This is a genomic window from Streptococcus sp. HJ1, from assembly GCF_052399005.1.
In the GTDB taxonomy this organism is placed as follows: Bacteria; Bacillota; Bacilli; order Lactobacillales; family Streptococcaceae; genus Streptococcus.
Map to the genome: position 1 here is coordinate 972,877 of NZ_CP199005.1, position 16,454 is coordinate 989,330.

The window sequence follows — 16,454 nt, forward strand, 5'->3', positions numbered from 1 at the left end:
GTTTAATCTGTTTTTAAGTTCTTGTATTTTTTGAGTATGACCGTCCTGACCGTATTCGTAGGCGGTTTTGGCCTAGATTGTTATTGAAGAAATATTTTAGACGGCCCCAAGCGGTGTATTCACCGTACCACAGGAGATTGCCATGAATGTCGGTCATTTCGCGCGGGATGCCGATTTGGTCGCAGTGGAAGTAGTAGGTTTGTTGGCGGCTTTTTGATTTCGGTGCGGACGAGTTGGTTTTCGAAATCGTATTGGTAGTACTGGTTTCGACATTGGGCAGCTGGCGGTAGATCAGGTTACCCAGTGCATCGTAGGTGTAGCTGTGGTTGAACGCAATACAACAAAGGTCGTCTGAAAAGCAAAAACCGCTTGCGTGCGTACCTCACATACCCTACGTCGGGACTGAAGGTTTTATATTAATTATTAAGTATTTTGAATAAAGAAAATACCTGCTTGACTTCCAGATAGAAGTTTCTTCTTAACATTTTGGTCATAATAAAAATAACCAATACCATTCTGAAAAATATGTAATTTTTTATCTATATCTTCTTCTAATAATTGCAAGCAAAAATTAAACTTAGGAGAAGGATATATTATATCTTGTTCAAAATAAGGATTGCCAAAAATTTTGGATACATCCAATCCCATTCCATTATCTTCAAAGAATAAATGTTCATTTTCATTGTATTTCGTATCTGCTTCTTTATCAACTTCATCAAGTCTTTCAAAAAATTTTCTTTCCAAAGAAATACTTCCTAAATCTTGCTTGTTGATATCTTGTTCCCTTTCATAAAGGACAGCACAACTAAAATCATCATTTAGTAAAATTAAATCATCCTGACAATTAACAGTATATTTGGATGAAATAGAGTCTTTTGCTCCTCCCAATGCATGCTCCTCTATGGAAATAAAAACAGAGATATAATAATTTCTACGAGGGAATACATTTTCAGGTAAAAAGTCAGAATAAAGAGTAAACAGATGTGTTTGATAGGTATCAGAATTTGGAACTTTAGGCCATAATTCTAACGGAATATGTTCGGCTCCTCCTCCAATATAGCCAATACTATGTGGCGTTTTAGAAGAAGTAAAAAGTAATTTTGACATTTAAATTTCCTCAATAGCATTTATTTTTTTTTTTGCAAATTTTATTGCCTGTTTGCGCATTAGGAACAAACTGATACAGATTGTCTCTGCCTGAAAGCCCAATCGGATCCTGATTCACAAACCGACCCGCATCAGGTTCGTAATAGCTCATCAGGTTCGTAATAGCTCATCAGGTTGTAATGCAGCCCCGTCTCACGGTCGACATACTGGTTTTGCAATCGGAAGGGTTGGTGAGCAGTTCCGGATATGTTGGTTTCGCTCTTCAGTTTGCCCCAGCCGTAATAATCCCCGAACCAAATCAGATTGCCGTCTTTATCGGTCATCTCTCTTGGGATGCCGATTTGGTCGCAGTGGAAGTAGTGAGTTTGTTGTCGGTTTTGTTGTAGGTGTAGGCCAAGGTATGACCCAGCGCGTTGGTGAGAATAAATTATTTAAATACACTATACGTCGCCAATATAACACTTAGCTCCCAAGAATAGTCATCGATATATTCCATAACAATCTCATCACTATACGGTTCATAACAAGATTTAACCAAATTCACATCCAAACGAAGAATTTCTTTTCCATTAACCCATAAATCTTTACTCTTAGCAGATAATTCAGAGAAATCTTTATGTTCTTTAAGCTTTTTGAAGGCTTTCAGATTAGTTAATTGTCTAATTCCCAAAAAATTAGAATCAGATGAGTCAGTAGAAATGCAACTCATTGAGTTTATCTCATTAATTATCGCATCCTTCAGATATGCTGCTGGTGACATAATATTATCAAGACGATTAATACATTTATTGAAAAAATCTTTATCGCCATCCCAACTTTTACTGATTTGCACTCCAAAAGCTAATGGGCTTACCACCCAAGCATCATCATCTGCTCTAGGTAAAGAAATTATTAAATAGCATGTTTGAGAACCTTCTTTATGTTCTATACAATATATGTACATATAGACTAAATGTTCATCATCAAGCTCTTTGACCCAAGATTTATATTTTCCAGAACATTCTGGATAAAGCTTGAAGCCATTATCAATTAGAAATAAATTTAAATTCTTCACATTATTATTAAAGCTCATCTTACATTCCTATAATTATTAAAAAAAGTGCTTTACTACCAAAAGCCCACGGGATATTACCTTTTCTCATTTTTTCTAGTAAAGGCTTCATCTCTGGGGCCTTAGATGGATCATCTATAACGTTTATCATATACCCTAATTTCCTGTTCTTTAGGACATTTCTCTTTAGGATTTGCTTTTAATCTCCTTCCTTCTGTTCCTCCAGCAAATATTTCATTGGCATGTTTATCATGATACTGTCTAATAAAAAATCAAAAGTTCCATTTCTTTAATACTAAAGAATCAAATCAACTATTTATATTTGATGAGAATTCATAAAAGTTGTCCCCACCCATCAATCCAATCGGGACCTGATTCACAAACCGAACCGCATCAGGCTCATAGTACCTGAAGAAGTTGTAATGCAGCCCCGTCTCACGGTCGGCGTATTGTTTTGCAGGCGGAAGGGTTGGTGAGCAGTTCCGGATATGTTGGTTTCGCTCTTCAGGTTACCCCAGCCGTAATAATCGCCGAACCAAACCAGGTTGCCTTCGTCATTGATCATCTCACGCGGGATGCCGATTTGGTCGCAGTGGAAGTAGTGGGTTTGTTGGCGGTTTTCGCCTTCTTCATTGGTCCAGTTATGTATCTGTTCCAAAGGTTCGTAGGTGTAGGCCCAAGTCTCTTTCGTGCCGTCTTTTTTGAAGATTTCGGCTTTAACCAGGTGGTCATGCAGATCGTAGAAGTAGTTCTGCACTTCGCCGTCGGTATACGATTATTTAGTAAAGCCAATTTCTTTGATCAATTTATCAATTAAATCATTTAGATTAATTTCCTTTGGAACTTCAAGTTTAATATTATTACAAAAATTAAATAATAGCTTGAATAAATATTCTCTATCATTTATATTAGGAATATGTGGTGTTATTTGTATATTCTCCTTTATAAAGTTACCAAAAAGAAATTTTTTACTATTTTTTAATATAATTGGTTTTAATAAATCTCCATTTCTATTAAATATTTCATAGAAATTTTGTTTGATATCGTCTGGTTCTAAATATAATTCTGCATCTTTGATATTGGCAAACAAACTAATATCTCCATTATCATTCACAATAATTGGCATATCCATCTTATTTTCTCAATTATTTAAAATTTAATTTAAGTTTTATTTCATTACAGTGGTCGTCTGAAAAACAGAAAACGCGTGTGTACCGCACACACCATACGTCAGTATTGGAGGTTTCATACGGGCTACGGCTTGTTTACGTTGGGAATGGAGGCTTTATACGAGATACGAATTACTAATTTCTAAGTTAGATATTTAATGTTCCCATCTGGGTATTTTCCCTCCCATTTATAAGGAAAATAATTTTCTTTATAACACTTGATTATTGATTCAATAAAATAATCAGCCTTATCAAAAGCATAGTATTTTATAAGTAATTCTATATCGCACATTACCTCCTCCATAAAATAAACATAAATATTATTTTCCGCATCTAAATTATCAATTCTTTTACTTAATATAGTGAATATTTTTTCAATAGCTATACTGATCTTTTCTCTACCGCTCGAGGAGAAGTATACTTTGTTGATATTCGTTATATACATATCTTTTAATCTACCATAATAATTTTCATCAAGTAAATTTTTAATCTTCTGTTCTTTAGTATTTTTTTCTAAATCCAAATTTAGAAAGATTTTTTCAACATACTCTATATTCTCTACATTTATAGGCACATCTTCTCTACTAGGAAGTTCCTTTATTTTATTTGAAAAGTATGTAAGTATTTGATCTTTTCCACTAAGCAAAACTTCCATTTCTTTAATTAAGCTAGATTGATCATCTGGAATTAATTTTACAAATAAATCAATCAACTCAGTTCTTCCATGAATATCAATATCCGAATCATTAATACTTCTAAATATCAAATCCTGTGCTTTACCTATTTCATTTACTTTAATATATTTTTTTATTAGCTCTATCTTTTTCATTTTAACACTTCCTTGATGATTTAATATAGCGAGTCCATGTAGTAGGTTTTAATTTAGCGGACGAGTTGGTTTTCTAAATCGCATTGGTAATATTGGTTTTCGACATTGGACAGCCGGCGGTAGATCAAGTTACCCAGTTTGTGGATGAGAAATTTTAAAAAGGACGAATGTTTCAGACGACCTTGATGTTGAACGGTAATCGGATTATTAAAGAACTGATATTTTGGAAAACCTCAAGAAAGTATTGAGGTCGTCTAAACAGCAAAACCGTATGCGTGAGTACCACACATTCTCTGCGTCAGGACTAAATGTTTTGTCCAAGATACGGCTTGCTACCTATGTATTTGAAAATTTTATGTAGACCATGGTTATGCAAATACAGCTTGCATTTTAAAAGTCATCCAACACACAGACCTACAGAAAAGATATCTAGACAGACTACGTTCTTACTTAAATTTCAAAAGGTTCCTGCTTAACCAAATCTACATAATTAGGATCCTCTTCTTTTTGAGGTGCTCCTACCCAGCCACCTTTTTCCTTTACATAGGCTGATTTCCTATAAGAAAATTTTTGGATAATTCTAGAAATATCTTTATCTAAAGTTTCTTTTGTATTCCAGATATTTGAGCATTCTCCACAACCAAAAAAATCCTCATTATCACCAGTAATATGCGCAACCCAACCAGTACAATGTTGCGTTGGACACCTAAAAACAAAATTCTCTACTGGTATTTTTGATTTTAAATAAGAATCTTCGGTATAAGCCGTACTGTTATGGCATATAGGGCACTCTACCATAACAACTTTTAATCCTGTTTTCATCATTTGATTAACAAAATCTTTATCATTCTGAGTTAATTCAGACTTATTACCACAGTATGCACAAACTATAAACATTATTTCCTCCTAATTTAAACCATCGTACCACACATTCCCTGCGTCAGGACTGAAGGTTTTGTGTAGGCTGTGGCTTACTCTACATCGTAATTGGAAGTTTCATTGGCTACAGTTCGATTAGACCTCGATAAAACATTCAAAAAAATCAAGGTGATTTTTATCGAACGCAATTAATAACTTGCCTTCAGGAATTTTTTTCCCTGTCATACCTCCTATACAAATTCCGAGATTCTTAAAAAGGATATATTTTTTTCCTTCGATAAATTCTGAATCGATGGCTTTAAGGTCTTCGATTGAATTTTTAAATATATCAACATCTCCTAATATGGGATTAGAATCTTTTAAGCAATATCCATAGACCAATTTATCATTTTCATAAACTAACTCACAAGCATTCCTATATTCCACCTTATTATTCATAATATTATCTTCAACCATTCTTGCTGGTTTTCCATATTTTTCTTGTATTTCCTCAAGAGAAGTACCAAATACAAAATCACCAATTGATTCAAATGGCTTAATCAAGTAGTTCATATTAACCCTTTCCAATATATTTACATTAATAAAATTAGGAACATTTACTAATAATTCTACGAAATCTTGTTGCCTATTTCCTAGAAATTAATCCCTGCCGTTTGGTTTCCGAAATCATCCTTCCTACATGATTTTATATACGCCTTTTATTCTATTTCAAAGGCAGCAGTATGATATGAAAACCCTTTCGTGCGCACATTTTTGACGAAATAAGATGAAGGTCGCCTGAAAGTTCGTTTTCAGACGACCTCTATGTCAACTGCTAATGAGATTGTTAAAGAACAAATGATTCAGACGACCTCAAAGAAGATAGTGAGATCGTCTGAAAAACAGAAACCGCGTGCGTGCCACATACACCCTACGTCAGGATTGAAGATTTTGTGCAGGCTACAGCTTGCTACCTATAAAATTGAAAATTTATGCAGGTTACGGTTTGCCTGTTATTCTCAATTATTCAAAGAAAAAATTATAGAAGTTTTTTACTTCAATACTTAGTTTAGTTGACTGAAAAAAAACATTAAGTTCAGCAATAAATTCATCGTCCTCTAGAATAAAATAATCATCATTATTAATATTTTTCGAAAAGAATTTTTCCGACAATGCCATTATTTCAGACAATGTTTGTATAAAATCTCCTAAAGAAGAAGCTATTTTTTTAGGTTCTTTTGACCCTAATCGTAAAGAAAAGATTTCAAGGGTTTCCTTTGAAATTAATATAGGTTCGTCATTTTGATTAGCTATATAGAGATAATTCTCTATGTTTATGGCTTCTTGCCATCCTACTAAGCCTTCTTGATTTTCAGATGATGCAAAAATTAAATTAAATGGCTGACCTATATGAATTTGAGGATTTAATGTTATCAAATTGAAAAAATAGTTAATGATAGACGCATTATCTTGTAATATTTTTTCGTCAATTATAATTTCCCCAAAATCGATCTCCTTACGAGAAATTTGACCATAAATATTAGAAAAATTTTTAACTGCTGTTTTCAAACTAAACATAATAATATACCTGTATCTTGTGCATTTTTTAAGTTGTTGCAACATTGCTCGCCTATCAATTAACCTACCGCGCCCCAAATTGGCCCAGCGACCTCTATGCCCTTGATTAGAATATAAATGTTCGTCAACTCCTCCAGGCAAGTTTGTCTTTTCTTTCCTTACTCAGTCTTCGTCCGAACGGATCGTAGGCGTAGGTCCAAATCTCGGTGTTGCCGGCGGGCTTTTTGATCTCGGCTCGGACGAGTTAGTTTTCTATATCGTATTGGTAATAATGGTTTTCACTGTCGGTCAGCTTGCGATAGATCTGGTTGCCATGTCCATTTGGCACCGTATTTTTCAAGTAAATCAAAGCTGGCTTGTGGTCCCATGCTACCTGATTTATAATCATGAAGAGGAGCGCCATTATCAGCCCACAACTTCTCGATACGGTCAATCAATTCCCAAGAAGCGCTAACTTCTTCCCAGTGGCTAAAGTTAGTTGAATCGTTATTCAATACATCGTAGATTAGCTTTTCATAAGGATCTGGTGAAGCACCTGTAGCAGTCGCATCAGTTCTGTAGTCAAGCGAATTATGTGCTAGTTTGAACTCTTCTCCAACTTCTTTACCGTTAAGGCTGAGAGAGAAACCTTCTGTTGGTTGGATATAGATGGTCAAAATATTTGGTGCTAGAGGCTCTCCAAAAATTGAATCCATTTGCTTAAAGACAATATTGACATGCGTTCCCTTTTCAGTCATTCGTTTACCTGTACGGAAGAAGAATGGAACACCACGGAAACGGTCACTTTCAACAAAGAAGGCACCTGAAGCAAAGGTTTCTGTCATTGATTCTGGGTTGACATTTGGTTCGCTACGGTATGAAATATATTTCATGCCATCAACTTTACCAGAACGATATTGACCACGGATGAAGTGCTCTTTAAGTTCCTCATCTGTAGGGTGGTAAAGGTTCTTGAAGACCTTGATTTTCTCTGCGCGAATGTCATCCTTTGTAAAACTTGCAGGCTTGTCCATAGCAAGGAGTGACAAAAGCTGAAGTGTGTGGTTTTGAACCATGTCACGAAGGGCACCAGATTCATCATAGTAGCCACCACGTTCTTCAACACCTAGACGCTCTGCAAAGGTAATCTGGACATTATCAATGTGCTCACGGTTCCAAACATTTTCAAAGATCATGTTGGCAAAACGAACAGCAAAGATACTCTGAATCATCTCTTTACCTAGGTAATGGTCGATACGGTAGATTTGCTCCTCATCAAAGGCTGCAAGGAGATCTTCATTGAGTTTGCTAGCTGTTTCATAGTCTGTACCAAAAGGTTTCTCAACGATTAAGCGTTCAAAACCTTTGCCATCAACAATGTTTTCAGATTTGAGGTGCTTGGCAATGGTTCCAAAGAACTGAGGTGCCATAGACAAGAAGAAGAGCTTGTTGTGTTCAGCTTGGTATTTTTCATTGAGCTCAGCCTGTAATTCACGTAAAGCAATGTAATGTTCCGTATCATTCACATCATGGCTTTGATAGTAGAAGTGGCTAGCAAACTCTTGGGCTTGCTCGGTACTATCTGCCAAATCAAGGATGGACTCAACAACAACAGATTCGAAATATTCTTTACTCCAAGGTCTACGAGCTGTTCCGATAACAGCAAAATGCTCAGAAAGATTGCCTGATTTATAGAGCCTGAAAAGGGAAGGGTAGAGTTTGCGTTTAGCTAAATCTCCACTCGCACCGAAAATTGTAACAATAACCTTTGATGACATCTAGCTACCTGATTTCTAATTTTATTCCTAGTCGGGCTAGGGATGAGATTTCCTCATTATCATAGTTTTTATTTTATCATAATTTTCAAAAAAATCAAAAAATCCAATACGCAATTAAAAAACTGTAAGGAGAACCTTACAGTTTCGTTTTATACGTTTAAGACCTTGTCCAAAAATTCTTTTAGACGAGGGTGTTGCGGGTTATCAAAGATTTGGTCTGGGGTTCCATCTTCAAGGAACTCTCCATCAGCCGTGAAAATAACACGATTAGCTACCTGACGAGCAAATCCCATCTCGTGGGTTACGATGATCATGGTCATACCTTGCTCTGCCAACTCCTTCATAACGTTCAAAACATCTCCAACCATCTCAGGGTCGAGAGCGGAAGTCGGCTCATCAAAGAGCATGATATCAGGATTCATGGCAAGTCCACGAGCGATAGCTACACGTTGTTTTTGACCACCTGAGAGGCTATCTGGATTGGCATGTGCCTTATCAGCAAGGCCAACTTTCTCTAGTAATTCCATTCCCAATTTCTCAGCTTCAACCTTGGTCATCAACTTGTGTTCAACTGGAGCAAAAGTGATGTTATCCAAAACGGACATATGAGGGAAGAGGTTGAAGTGCTGGAAAACCATTCCGACGTTTTCACGGACGTGGTCAACGTTGGTCGATTTTTCAGTCAAGTCGTGACCATTAACCATGATATGGCCACTCGTTCCCTCTTCTAGCAGGTTGAGGCTACGAAGGAAGGTTGATTTACCAGAACCAGAAGGACCAATGATACAGACAACGTCACCTTCGTAGAACTTAGTTGTAATTCCTTTTAGGACCTTATTTTTTCCATATTGTTTATGTAAGTCATTGACTTCGATTTTAAGTTTTGCCATTAACGAATCCTCTTTTCTAAGCCTTTGGCTAGTCTAGTCAAAAGCGTGATGATGATAAGATAGAAGATAGCAAGGATTGCATACATCTTGAAACTTTGGTAGTTACGGGCAATGATAATCTTACCAGTTTGGAAAAGTTCTACCAGACCGATAGCTGACACGATAGTCGTATCTTTAAGAGCGATAACGAACTGGTTGACGAAGTTTGGAAGCATGAGTTTAGTTGCTTGCGGCAAGATAATCTTACGCATGGTTTTTCCATAAGAGATACCAAGACTGCGGCTGGCCTCCATTTGACCAACTGGAACAGCTTGGATACCACCACGAACGATTTCAGCGATATAAGCAGCTGAATTGAGCGAAAGGGCAATGGTACCAGCTACAAAGTCGTTGATAGGGCTTTGCTGCCCAGTAATCGACTCGATGAAGTTTGGAATCCCCCAGAAGATGAAGGCGGCAAGAATCATCAAAGGAATACCACGAATGACATCAACAAAAATCTCTGAAATGACTCTGAGTGATTTGTATGGACTAACGCTGAACATACCAAAGATAATCCCGATGACAATGGCAATTGCAAATGAAATAAGTGCTAAGGCAAGAGTGATTCCAAGCCCGCTAAGGAGTTGTTTGTAGTTGTTTTGAAGCAAGCCCCAGATAGTGGTTTCGTCAACTGTACTTGTAGAAGTAGTTGTTGCTCCACTAGCTAAATATTTGTCGAGAATTTTTTGGAATTCTCCATTAGCTTTGAGATTGGCAAGTCCCTTATTAAACATCTGGATCAACTCTGGATTGCTGCCTTTCTTGACTGCAAAGGCTGTTTCGCCGATTGGTGTTCCAGCGATCGGCGTTTTCAATTTTTGACCTTGGCTGATAGAATATTTGAGAACAGGTTCATCATCCATCACGGCATCAATAGCTCCAGTGTTGAGGCTGTCATACATGGATGCACCATCTGCAAAAGTTTTAATCTTGTAACCGTATTTGCTTTGGTTTTCCGTAAGGAATGTTTGAGAAGCCGTCCCGTTTTTCACACCAACTGTTTTATCCTTGAGGTCCTCATAAGAAGCGATAGTGCTTGATTCTTTTACACCGAGAATGGTATTAGCTGTGTAGTAGGAATCTGAGAAGTCAAAGGTAGCTTTACGAGCATCCGTAACAGACATTCCAGCGATAATACCATCTGCTTGTCCTGCTTGAACAGCGCTAATAGCTGCGTCAAATCCAGGATTAGTAATTTCAATCTCAAATCCTTGATCCTTGGCAATAGCCTTGATCAAGTCCATATCAATACCAGTGTACTCGTTGCTTGAATTTTGAAATACAAAGGGAGCAAAAGATGAATCACTTGCAATAACATACTTAGATTTAACTGTGTCAGCTTTTACTACTCCTAGTGAGAAAATGGGAAATAAAATTAGCAAAAATGCTAGGATTTTTTTCTTCATTTTTAGTCTCCTTTCCGAATATTTTCCCATTATAACAGAAAATATTTCAGAAGGCAAATTTTAAGACTTTTTATGTAAGAAGATATAACACAGATTTATATCCTTGATAAATCCAGAGATAATGAATCTGGTGGATTTTATGGTAAAATAGAAGGATAGAAAAATGCAGATGAGGCAATCATGATAAATCGAATTACAGATAATAAATTTAAGTTAGTATCAAAATACCAACCTTCAGGAGATCAACCCCAAGCGATTGAACAGTTGGTTGATAATATCGAGGGTGGAGAAAAAGCCCAAATTCTGATGGGGGCGACTGGTACTGGGAAGACTTATACCATGAGTCAGGTCATTTCCAAAGTCAATAAACCAACTCTGGTCATTGCCCACAATAAGACTCTAGCTGGTCAGCTCTATGGAGAATTTAAGGAATTTTTCCCTGAAAATGCAGTCGAGTACTTCGTATCTTACTACGATTATTACCAACCAGAGGCCTATGTCCCTTCTAGCGATACCTACATTGAGAAGGATAGTTCCGTCAATGACGAGATTGATAAGCTTCGCCACTCAGCGACTTCAGCCCTTTTGGAGCGTAATGACGTCATTGTCGTGGCTTCAGTCTCTTGTATCTATGGTTTGGGTTCGCCAAAGGAATATTCTGATAGTGTTGTTAGTCTTCGTCCAGGTCTGGAGATTTCTCGTGATAAACTCTTGAATGACTTGGTTGATATCCAGTTTGAACGCAATGATATTGATTTCCAACGAGGAAGATTTCGCGTGCGCGGGGATGTGGTAGAGATTTTTCCAGCTTCCCGAGATGAACACGCTTTTCGAGTAGAGTTTTTCGGGGATGAGATTGACCGTATCCGTGAAGTTGAGGCTTTGACAGGTCAGGTATTGGGAGAAGTAGATCATTTGGCGATTTTCCCAGCGACTCACTTTGTGACCAATGAGGATCATATAAAAGTTGCGATTGCCAAGATTCAAGCAGAGTTGGAGGAGCAGCTAGCTGTCTTTGAAAAGGAAGGCAAACTGCTGGAAGCTCAGCGTTTGAAACAGAGGACAGAGTATGATATCGAGATGTTACGTGAGATGGGTTATACCAACGGTGTTGAAAACTACTCACGTCACATGGATGGTCGTAGCGAAGGAGAGCCTCCTTATACGCTTCTTGATTTCTTCCCAGATGATTTCTTGATCATGATTGATGAAAGTCACATGACCATGGGGCAGATTAAGGGCATGTACAATGGAGACCGTTCGCGTAAGGAAATGTTGGTCAATTATGGTTTCCGCTTGCCGTCTGCCTTAGACAATCGTCCTCTCCGTCGGGAGGAGTTTGAGAGCCATGTGCATCAGATTGTTTATGTTTCAGCGACACCAGGTGACTATGAAAATGAACAGACCGAGACAGTGATTGAGCAAATCATTCGTCCAACGGGACTCTTGGATCCTGAGGTAGAAGTTCGTCCAACCATGGGACAGATTGATGATCTCTTAGGAGAAATCAATGCCCGTGTTGAAAAGAACGAACGAACCTTTATTACCACTTTGACAAAGAAAATGGCAGAGGATTTAACCGACTACTTCAAAGAAATGGGCATCAAGGTCAAGTATATGCACTCGGATATCAAGACATTGGAACGGACGGAAATTATCCGTGACCTGCGCTTGGGTGTCTTTGATGTCTTGGTCGGAATCAATCTGCTCCGTGAAGGGATTGACGTTCCTGAAGTGAGTCTCGTAGCTATTCTTGATGCTGACAAGGAAGGTTTTCTTCGTAACGAACGTGGCCTCATTCAGACCATTGGACGTGCTGCCCGTAATAGCGAAGGACATGTTATCATGTACGCTGATACCATGACCCAGTCTATGCAACGTGCTATTGATGAAACGGCTCGTCGTCGGAAAATCCAGATGGCCTATAATGAAGAACATGGTATTGTACCTCAGACAATCAAGAAAGAAATCCGTGACCTAATCGCTGTAACTAAGGCAGTTGCTAAGGAAGAGGACAAGGACGTCGATATCAATAGCCTTAACAAACAAGAACGCAAAGAACTCGTCAAGAAACTGGAAAAACAAATGCAAGAAGCCGTCGAAGTGCTTGACTTTGAACTGGCAGCTCAGATCCGTGATATGATGTTGGAAGTGAAGGCGTTGGGGTAGAGAAGGAGAAAAATAAATGGATCTTACTATCAAGCAGATGGAAACTCCTGAAGAGATAGAAGGTAAGTCCCTCGTTCATTGGCAGACGTGGAGAGAGGCTTATGACGACCTTTTACCTGCAGAATTTCAGGAGACAATGACATTAGAAAGATGTCGATTCTTTAGTCAAAAATATCCAGAAAATACATTGATTGCGATGGATGGCATTAAGGTAGTTGGTTTTATCAGTTATGGAAACTTTCGTGATGTGGCTATTCAAGCTGGCGAAATTATTGCCTTATATGTTTTAAAAGACTATTATGGAAAAGGTATTGCTCAGAAGTTAATGAAGGAAGCTCTGACGACTCTTGAACAGTTCTCTGAAATATTCTTATGGGTATTAAAAGAGAATAAGCGAGCCATTGCTTTTTATCAAAAAATAGGTTTTACTCTTGATGGTCAAGAAAAAATACTTGAACTTGGAAAACCTATCACTGAAATTAGAATGGTACGTAAGAAATCCTCAAAATCTGAGAGTTAAATACTGATAGAATTGCGATTTTGTTTTCAGATTACGCAATGAATCAACAATCATGTTTTAGATTGTATTTTGAATAGAGAGATGTTATTATGAATTTGAAAGAGAAGAATTATAAGAAATCATCAGGGTTAGATTCAGTCCGTTTTTGGTTACAAGGGCATCGATTTGTCAAATTTATGCTTGATATGTTCTTTTATATCAGCTTGTTCCTAGTGATAGAATTTACAACATCACAGAACAAAAGCATTCCAGCTGATTTTCGGTATAGAGAACTCTTATTTCCCTTGCAATTGAATCTTTTTATCTTGGGTTATAGACTCTATGCTTTCTTTTTATCAGTGAAAACAAAAAAAGAAAAGACCCTTAAAAAATTCTGTGAACCCTTTATTTATATCAATGTCCTTAGCTTCATTTTTCAACTGATTGGCGTCAGAAAAAGAGGAAGAGTCGTTCTGTCACCTTTGTTTTCACTGGAGCCTTCCTATATCTGGTTTCCTATTGTCGTCTACCTTCTGGTCTTGATGTTAACTTTGGCAATCTTCTTTCTCTCTAAAGCTTCAAAAAAAGGAGTAGATGAAAATGAAGATGAGTAGACAAATGAAGTACAAGACAAAAGAAAAGTCTTCTTGGACTAAGATGATTTATCTTTGGATGGAAAGGCACCGAAGGATTGGTCAATTCCTAGATACGAGTGTGTTATTCGGATCTTTGTTTGTATCATTTCTTGCTGCCTCTTTCATTGGCTCTCCATTCCCAAACTTAAACTATCTTTCTCCCTTAAGCTTTAATCTTTTCCTTCTGCTCTTATCATCCTATTTCCTTGTCTTTCGTTTTAGTAGTGATAAACTTCAGAAATGGCGTTACTTTTCATGGGGATTTATTGGGTTCAATGGTCTTCTTTTTCCCTTTCATCTCTTGGTAGGTCTGAATTGGCTAGGGCGTCGCAAGTCAACGAATTTCCCCCCTATAATTTCTATGGATCCAGCATATGTCTGGGTTCCTATTGTAAGTTATCTCTTTTTCTTTTTCTTGGGGCTGGACATTCTGCTTTTGGTTATACGGATAGAAAAGAGAAGAAGGAGGCGTAAATGGAACGAAAGATTAAGAAACCAAAGAAGATCAAACAAAAGAACATAAAAATGAGAAAAATCCATAAAAAGTATTCTTTGATAGCTCACGTCCAATTGTGGATGGGAAGGCATCCAAAGCTTGCTTCTTTTATGGATGGTGGCATAATATTATTTTCTATTTTTGGTATCATGTATGTGTTGTTTGGGACAACACTTATCCCAAAACCATATCAGGAAATGTCCTATGTCTTGCCAATTATTATGAATTTTGTTTTTTTAGTGTACACACTCTATCAAGGTATTTTTAGAGATGGTTTTAGTGAAAAGACTTCAGTACAAGAATTTTTAGAACCTTTTCTATACATAAATGGTCCTATTTTTCTCCTCCACTTAATTGTTGGGGTGAAAGGGAGAAATGTTAAAAAAATTCCTTCCCTATTATCTATCGATTATCGCTACATCTGGCTTCCAATTGCTACTTATCTAATCTTTTTCTTCATTCCAGCGATAGTGATAGTGATTTTGAAATATAAGGACAAAATGAGGAAAAATCATGACAAAAGAAAATCGAACTAGGTTATTTTCATTTAAAACACTCTATTTGGCTTTGCTGACCTTTGTGATTTTTCATTTGGTGTTGTTGGTTTTTGGCCTATCCTTTACGCCAGTTTTGTGGAATAGTTGGTTTTTTATTCTTTGTTTAACCTTCCTAATCCACCCCTGGAGAATCTTTTATAGAACAAGAGATTTTCAATGGTATCAGCTTATTTTTCAAATATTTAGTGGATTGGTGGCACTTTATCTTTGGTTTGCAGCATTTTTTGCTTTGTCTATTATGTCGGATTCAGCCATCCCTATCAATATAGACTATCATATACAAGATAAAGAAATCATCATTGTTAGAGGTTTTTTGGCCCGTAGTACTTATGAACATCACGAGTTGATTAATCCCTTTATCATGAAGTCAGAAGTAAAATACAACGAAGACACATTTTAATAACTTAGAAAGCGAGCAAATCCATGTCCCGTGCGCAAGCAACCATTTTAACCAATATCTGTCTGATTGAAGACATTGAAACCAAGCGCGTAGTCATGCAATATCGGTCTCCTGAAAACAATCACTGGTCTGGCTACGCCTTTCCAGGAGGTCATGTTGAGAATGGCGAGGCTTTTGCAGAGTCAGTTATCCGAGAAATCTACGAAGAAACAGGGTTGACTATCCAAAATCCTCAACTTGTCGGTATTAAAAATTGGCCTCTGGATACAGGTGAACGCTATATCGTCTTTTGTTATAAGGCGACAGAGTTTACTGGAAATCTCCAATCCTCAGAAGAAGGAGAAGTATCTTGGGTACAAAAAGACCAGATTCCTAACTTGGAACTGGCCTATGATATGCTGCCTTTGATGGAAATGATGGAAGCACCTGACAAGTCTGAATTTTTCTATCGCCACCGTACAGAGGACGGATGGGAAAAGAAAACCTTCTAGTCTTTTACTAAATAACCAAGTTTATCCAAGGCCTCCTCGATATAGTGGAGGTCTTGTTGTGTTTCGGCTTCAACAAGGTGGTAATGGGTGCCATCCGTCAATTCAGAAAGGGGTCTAAAGTCAGAGTTCTCGACCTGTTCTAGAAAATGCTGGACATCTCGACGACAGGTAAGTTTGAGTAGGGTCTCAATTTCTCCATAAACTGGATGGTCAATCAAAGTATTCTGAACACGTCCGCCATTATCTACAATAGCTAGAAGTTCCTGACCGATTTCTTCCAGTTCATGTTTCACTTTAAAGAGTTTGTGAACGTAGGGGCTGGCATCATTTTCTTTGTAGATATAGCCTCGATTGGTGGATAGGATAGGAGCTCCATCTGCTCGGAGAATAGCGATATCCTGTACAATGATCTGACGAGTGACATGAAAGTGTTCAGCCAAGGTTTGGCCATTGAGGGCTTTTGGTGCCTCTTTTAAGAGTTTGAGAAGAGCTTGTTTGCGATCCTTTGTCATAGTTTTTC

At 37.5% G+C, this 16,454-nt stretch carries 22 protein-coding genes; 6 read left to right on the forward strand and 16 right to left on the reverse strand.

From position 1 onward, the window contains the following. Window positions 1-13: 13 nt before the first annotated feature. From ACT17O_RS05005 to ACT17O_RS05075, 15 genes are all read right to left on the reverse strand, one after another. Window positions 14-337 carry an RHS domain-containing protein gene (locus ACT17O_RS05005; protein ID WP_444817861.1) on the reverse strand — a complete coding sequence of 108 codons (324 nt, stop codon included), beginning with the start codon at window positions 335-337 and terminating at the stop codon, window positions 14-16. 86 nt (window positions 338-423) lie between these two features. Further along, window positions 424-1,107: a hypothetical protein gene (locus tag ACT17O_RS05010; protein WP_444817137.1), complete on the reverse strand. Its 684-nt coding sequence runs from the start codon at window positions 1,105-1,107 to the stop codon at window positions 424-426. A gap of 10 nt (window positions 1,108-1,117) precedes the next feature. After that, window positions 1,118-1,258, reverse strand: coding sequence for an RHS repeat-associated core domain-containing protein (locus ACT17O_RS05015; protein ID WP_444817138.1), 141 nt, complete (start codon window positions 1,256-1,258; stop codon window positions 1,118-1,120). Then, a complete protein-coding gene (locus ACT17O_RS05020; protein ID WP_444817139.1) occupies window positions 1,239-1,430 on the reverse strand; it encodes a hypothetical protein in 192 nt (63 codons plus the stop codon). Before ACT17O_RS05020 ends, ACT17O_RS05015 begins: the two co-directional genes overlap by 20 nt. Before the next feature lie 104 nt (window positions 1,431-1,534). Next, a complete protein-coding gene (locus ACT17O_RS05025) occupies window positions 1,535-2,179 on the reverse strand; it encodes a hypothetical protein (protein ID WP_444817140.1) in 645 nt (214 codons plus the stop codon). Between the two features lie 287 nt (window positions 2,180-2,466). Further along, window positions 2,467-2,586, reverse strand: coding sequence for an RHS repeat-associated core domain-containing protein (locus ACT17O_RS05030; protein WP_444817862.1), 120 nt, complete (start codon window positions 2,584-2,586; stop codon window positions 2,467-2,469). Continuing rightward, on the reverse strand, window positions 2,535-2,915 hold the full coding sequence (locus tag ACT17O_RS05035) for an RHS domain-containing protein (protein WP_444817141.1): 381 nt from the start codon (window positions 2,913-2,915) through the stop codon (window positions 2,535-2,537). Before ACT17O_RS05035 ends, ACT17O_RS05030 begins: the two co-directional genes overlap by 52 nt. A gap of 18 nt (window positions 2,916-2,933) precedes the next feature. Beyond that, window positions 2,934-3,290, reverse strand: a complete 357-nt coding sequence (locus ACT17O_RS05040; RefSeq protein ID WP_033629686.1) for a hypothetical protein — start codon at window positions 3,288-3,290, stop codon at window positions 2,934-2,936. Between the two features lie 179 nt (window positions 3,291-3,469). After that, on the reverse strand, window positions 3,470-4,156 hold the full coding sequence (locus ACT17O_RS05045) for a hypothetical protein (RefSeq protein WP_444817142.1): 687 nt from the start codon (window positions 4,154-4,156) through the stop codon (window positions 3,470-3,472). A gap of 450 nt (window positions 4,157-4,606) precedes the next feature. Next, a complete protein-coding gene (locus ACT17O_RS05050; protein ID WP_444817143.1) occupies window positions 4,607-5,053 on the reverse strand; it encodes a hypothetical protein in 447 nt (148 codons plus the stop codon). Between the two features lie 117 nt (window positions 5,054-5,170). After that, window positions 5,171-5,587 carry a CTP synthase gene (locus ACT17O_RS05055; RefSeq protein WP_444817144.1) on the reverse strand — a complete coding sequence of 139 codons (417 nt, stop codon included), beginning with the start codon at window positions 5,585-5,587 and terminating at the stop codon, window positions 5,171-5,173. 450 nt (window positions 5,588-6,037) lie between these two features. Next, window positions 6,038-6,733, reverse strand: coding sequence for a hypothetical protein (locus ACT17O_RS05060; RefSeq protein WP_444817145.1), 696 nt, complete (start codon window positions 6,731-6,733; stop codon window positions 6,038-6,040). 137 nt (window positions 6,734-6,870) lie between these two features. Next, window positions 6,871-8,349: a glucose-6-phosphate dehydrogenase gene (zwf, locus tag ACT17O_RS05065; protein WP_444817146.1), complete on the reverse strand. Its 1,479-nt coding sequence runs from the start codon at window positions 8,347-8,349 to the stop codon at window positions 6,871-6,873. A 149-nt stretch (window positions 8,350-8,498) separates the two neighbouring features. Beyond that, window positions 8,499-9,239, reverse strand: a complete 741-nt coding sequence (locus ACT17O_RS05070) for an amino acid ABC transporter ATP-binding protein (RefSeq protein WP_444817147.1) — start codon at window positions 9,237-9,239, stop codon at window positions 8,499-8,501. Continuing rightward, entirely contained in the window at window positions 9,239-10,687 is a 1,449-nt protein-coding gene (locus tag ACT17O_RS05075; protein WP_444817148.1) for an amino acid ABC transporter substrate-binding protein/permease, read from the reverse strand. The genes ACT17O_RS05070 and ACT17O_RS05075 overlap by 1 nt, the downstream gene beginning before the upstream one ends. Before the next feature lie 180 nt (window positions 10,688-10,867). Between ACT17O_RS05075 and uvrB the strand changes: the two genes are divergently transcribed. The 6 genes from uvrB (at window position 10,868) to ACT17O_RS05105 (ending at window position 15,934) form a co-directional block, all read left to right on the forward strand. Further along, window positions 10,868-12,856 carry an excinuclease ABC subunit UvrB gene (gene uvrB / locus ACT17O_RS05080; protein ID WP_444817149.1) on the forward strand — a complete coding sequence of 663 codons (1,989 nt, stop codon included), beginning with the start codon at window positions 10,868-10,870 and terminating at the stop codon, window positions 12,854-12,856. Window positions 12,857-12,872: 16 nt separating this feature from the next. Beyond that, window positions 12,873-13,376, forward strand: coding sequence for a GNAT family N-acetyltransferase (locus ACT17O_RS05085; RefSeq protein WP_444817150.1), 504 nt, complete (start codon window positions 12,873-12,875; stop codon window positions 13,374-13,376). A gap of 89 nt (window positions 13,377-13,465) precedes the next feature. Further along, a complete protein-coding gene (locus tag ACT17O_RS05090; protein WP_444817151.1) occupies window positions 13,466-13,969 on the forward strand; it encodes a hypothetical protein in 504 nt (167 codons plus the stop codon). A 495-nt stretch (window positions 13,970-14,464) separates the two neighbouring features. After that, the gene (locus ACT17O_RS05095; protein WP_444817152.1) at window positions 14,465-15,022 is read left to right on the forward strand and encodes a hypothetical protein; all 558 of its coding nucleotides are present in this window, start codon (window positions 14,465-14,467) and stop codon (window positions 15,020-15,022) included. Beyond that, the gene (locus tag ACT17O_RS05100) at window positions 15,000-15,443 is read left to right on the forward strand and encodes a hypothetical protein (protein WP_444817153.1); all 444 of its coding nucleotides are present in this window, start codon (window positions 15,000-15,002) and stop codon (window positions 15,441-15,443) included. The genes ACT17O_RS05095 and ACT17O_RS05100 overlap by 23 nt, the downstream gene beginning before the upstream one ends. Before the next feature lie 23 nt (window positions 15,444-15,466). Beyond that, window positions 15,467-15,934, forward strand: a complete 468-nt coding sequence (locus ACT17O_RS05105) for an 8-oxo-dGTP diphosphatase (protein WP_444817154.1) — start codon at window positions 15,467-15,469, stop codon at window positions 15,932-15,934. On the opposite strand, the gene ACT17O_RS05110 is transcribed toward ACT17O_RS05105, so the two are convergent. After that, window positions 15,931-16,446 (reverse strand): transcription repressor NadR, encoded by a 516-nt coding sequence (locus tag ACT17O_RS05110; protein WP_065371813.1) that lies wholly within the window; start codon window positions 16,444-16,446, stop codon window positions 15,931-15,933. The genes ACT17O_RS05105 and ACT17O_RS05110 overlap by 4 nt on opposite strands. Between the last annotated feature and the right edge of the window lie 8 nt (window positions 16,447-16,454).

Coding starts and splice junctions, on each gene's coding strand:
- ACT17O_RS05070 (WP_444817147.1), bottom strand. CDS start 9,239: ATGGCAAAACTTAAAATCGAAGTCAATGACTTACATAAACAATATGGA.
- ACT17O_RS05110 (WP_065371813.1), bottom strand. CDS start 16,446: ATGACAAAGGATCGCAAACAAGCTCTTCTCAAACTCTTAAAAGAGGCA.
- zwf (WP_444817146.1), bottom strand. CDS start 8,349: ATGTCATCAAAGGTTATTGTTACAATTTTCGGTGCGAGTGGAGATTTA.
- ACT17O_RS05025 (WP_444817140.1), bottom strand. CDS start 2,179: ATGAGCTTTAATAATAATGTGAAGAATTTAAATTTATTTCTAATTGAT.
- ACT17O_RS05050 (WP_444817143.1), bottom strand. CDS start 5,053: ATGTTTATAGTTTGTGCATACTGTGGTAATAAGTCTGAATTAACTCAG.
- ACT17O_RS05100 (WP_444817153.1), top strand. CDS start 15,000: ATGACAAAAGAAAATCGAACTAGGTTATTTTCATTTAAAACACTCTAT.
- uvrB (WP_444817149.1), top strand. CDS start 10,868: ATGATAAATCGAATTACAGATAATAAATTTAAGTTAGTATCAAAATAC.
- ACT17O_RS05105 (WP_444817154.1), top strand. CDS start 15,467: ATGTCCCGTGCGCAAGCAACCATTTTAACCAATATCTGTCTGATTGAA.
- ACT17O_RS05095 (WP_444817152.1), top strand. CDS start 14,465: ATGGAACGAAAGATTAAGAAACCAAAGAAGATCAAACAAAAGAACATA.
- ACT17O_RS05090 (WP_444817151.1), top strand. CDS start 13,466: ATGAATTTGAAAGAGAAGAATTATAAGAAATCATCAGGGTTAGATTCA.
- ACT17O_RS05020 (WP_444817139.1), bottom strand. CDS start 1,430: ATGACCGATAAAGACGGCAATCTGATTTGGTTCGGGGATTATTACGGC.
- ACT17O_RS05075 (WP_444817148.1), bottom strand. CDS start 10,687: ATGAAGAAAAAAATCCTAGCATTTTTGCTAATTTTATTTCCCATTTTC.
- ACT17O_RS05085 (WP_444817150.1), top strand. CDS start 12,873: ATGGATCTTACTATCAAGCAGATGGAAACTCCTGAAGAGATAGAAGGT.
- ACT17O_RS05055 (WP_444817144.1), bottom strand. CDS start 5,587: ATGAACTACTTGATTAAGCCATTTGAATCAATTGGTGATTTTGTATTT.
- ACT17O_RS05015 (WP_444817138.1), bottom strand. CDS start 1,258: ATGAGCTATTACGAACCTGATGCGGGTCGGTTTGTGAATCAGGATCCG.
- ACT17O_RS05045 (WP_444817142.1), bottom strand. CDS start 4,156: ATGAAAAAGATAGAGCTAATAAAAAAATATATTAAAGTAAATGAAATA.
- ACT17O_RS05040 (WP_033629686.1), bottom strand. CDS start 3,290: ATGGATATGCCAATTATTGTGAATGATAATGGAGATATTAGTTTGTTT.
- ACT17O_RS05010 (WP_444817137.1), bottom strand. CDS start 1,107: ATGTCAAAATTACTTTTTACTTCTTCTAAAACGCCACATAGTATTGGC.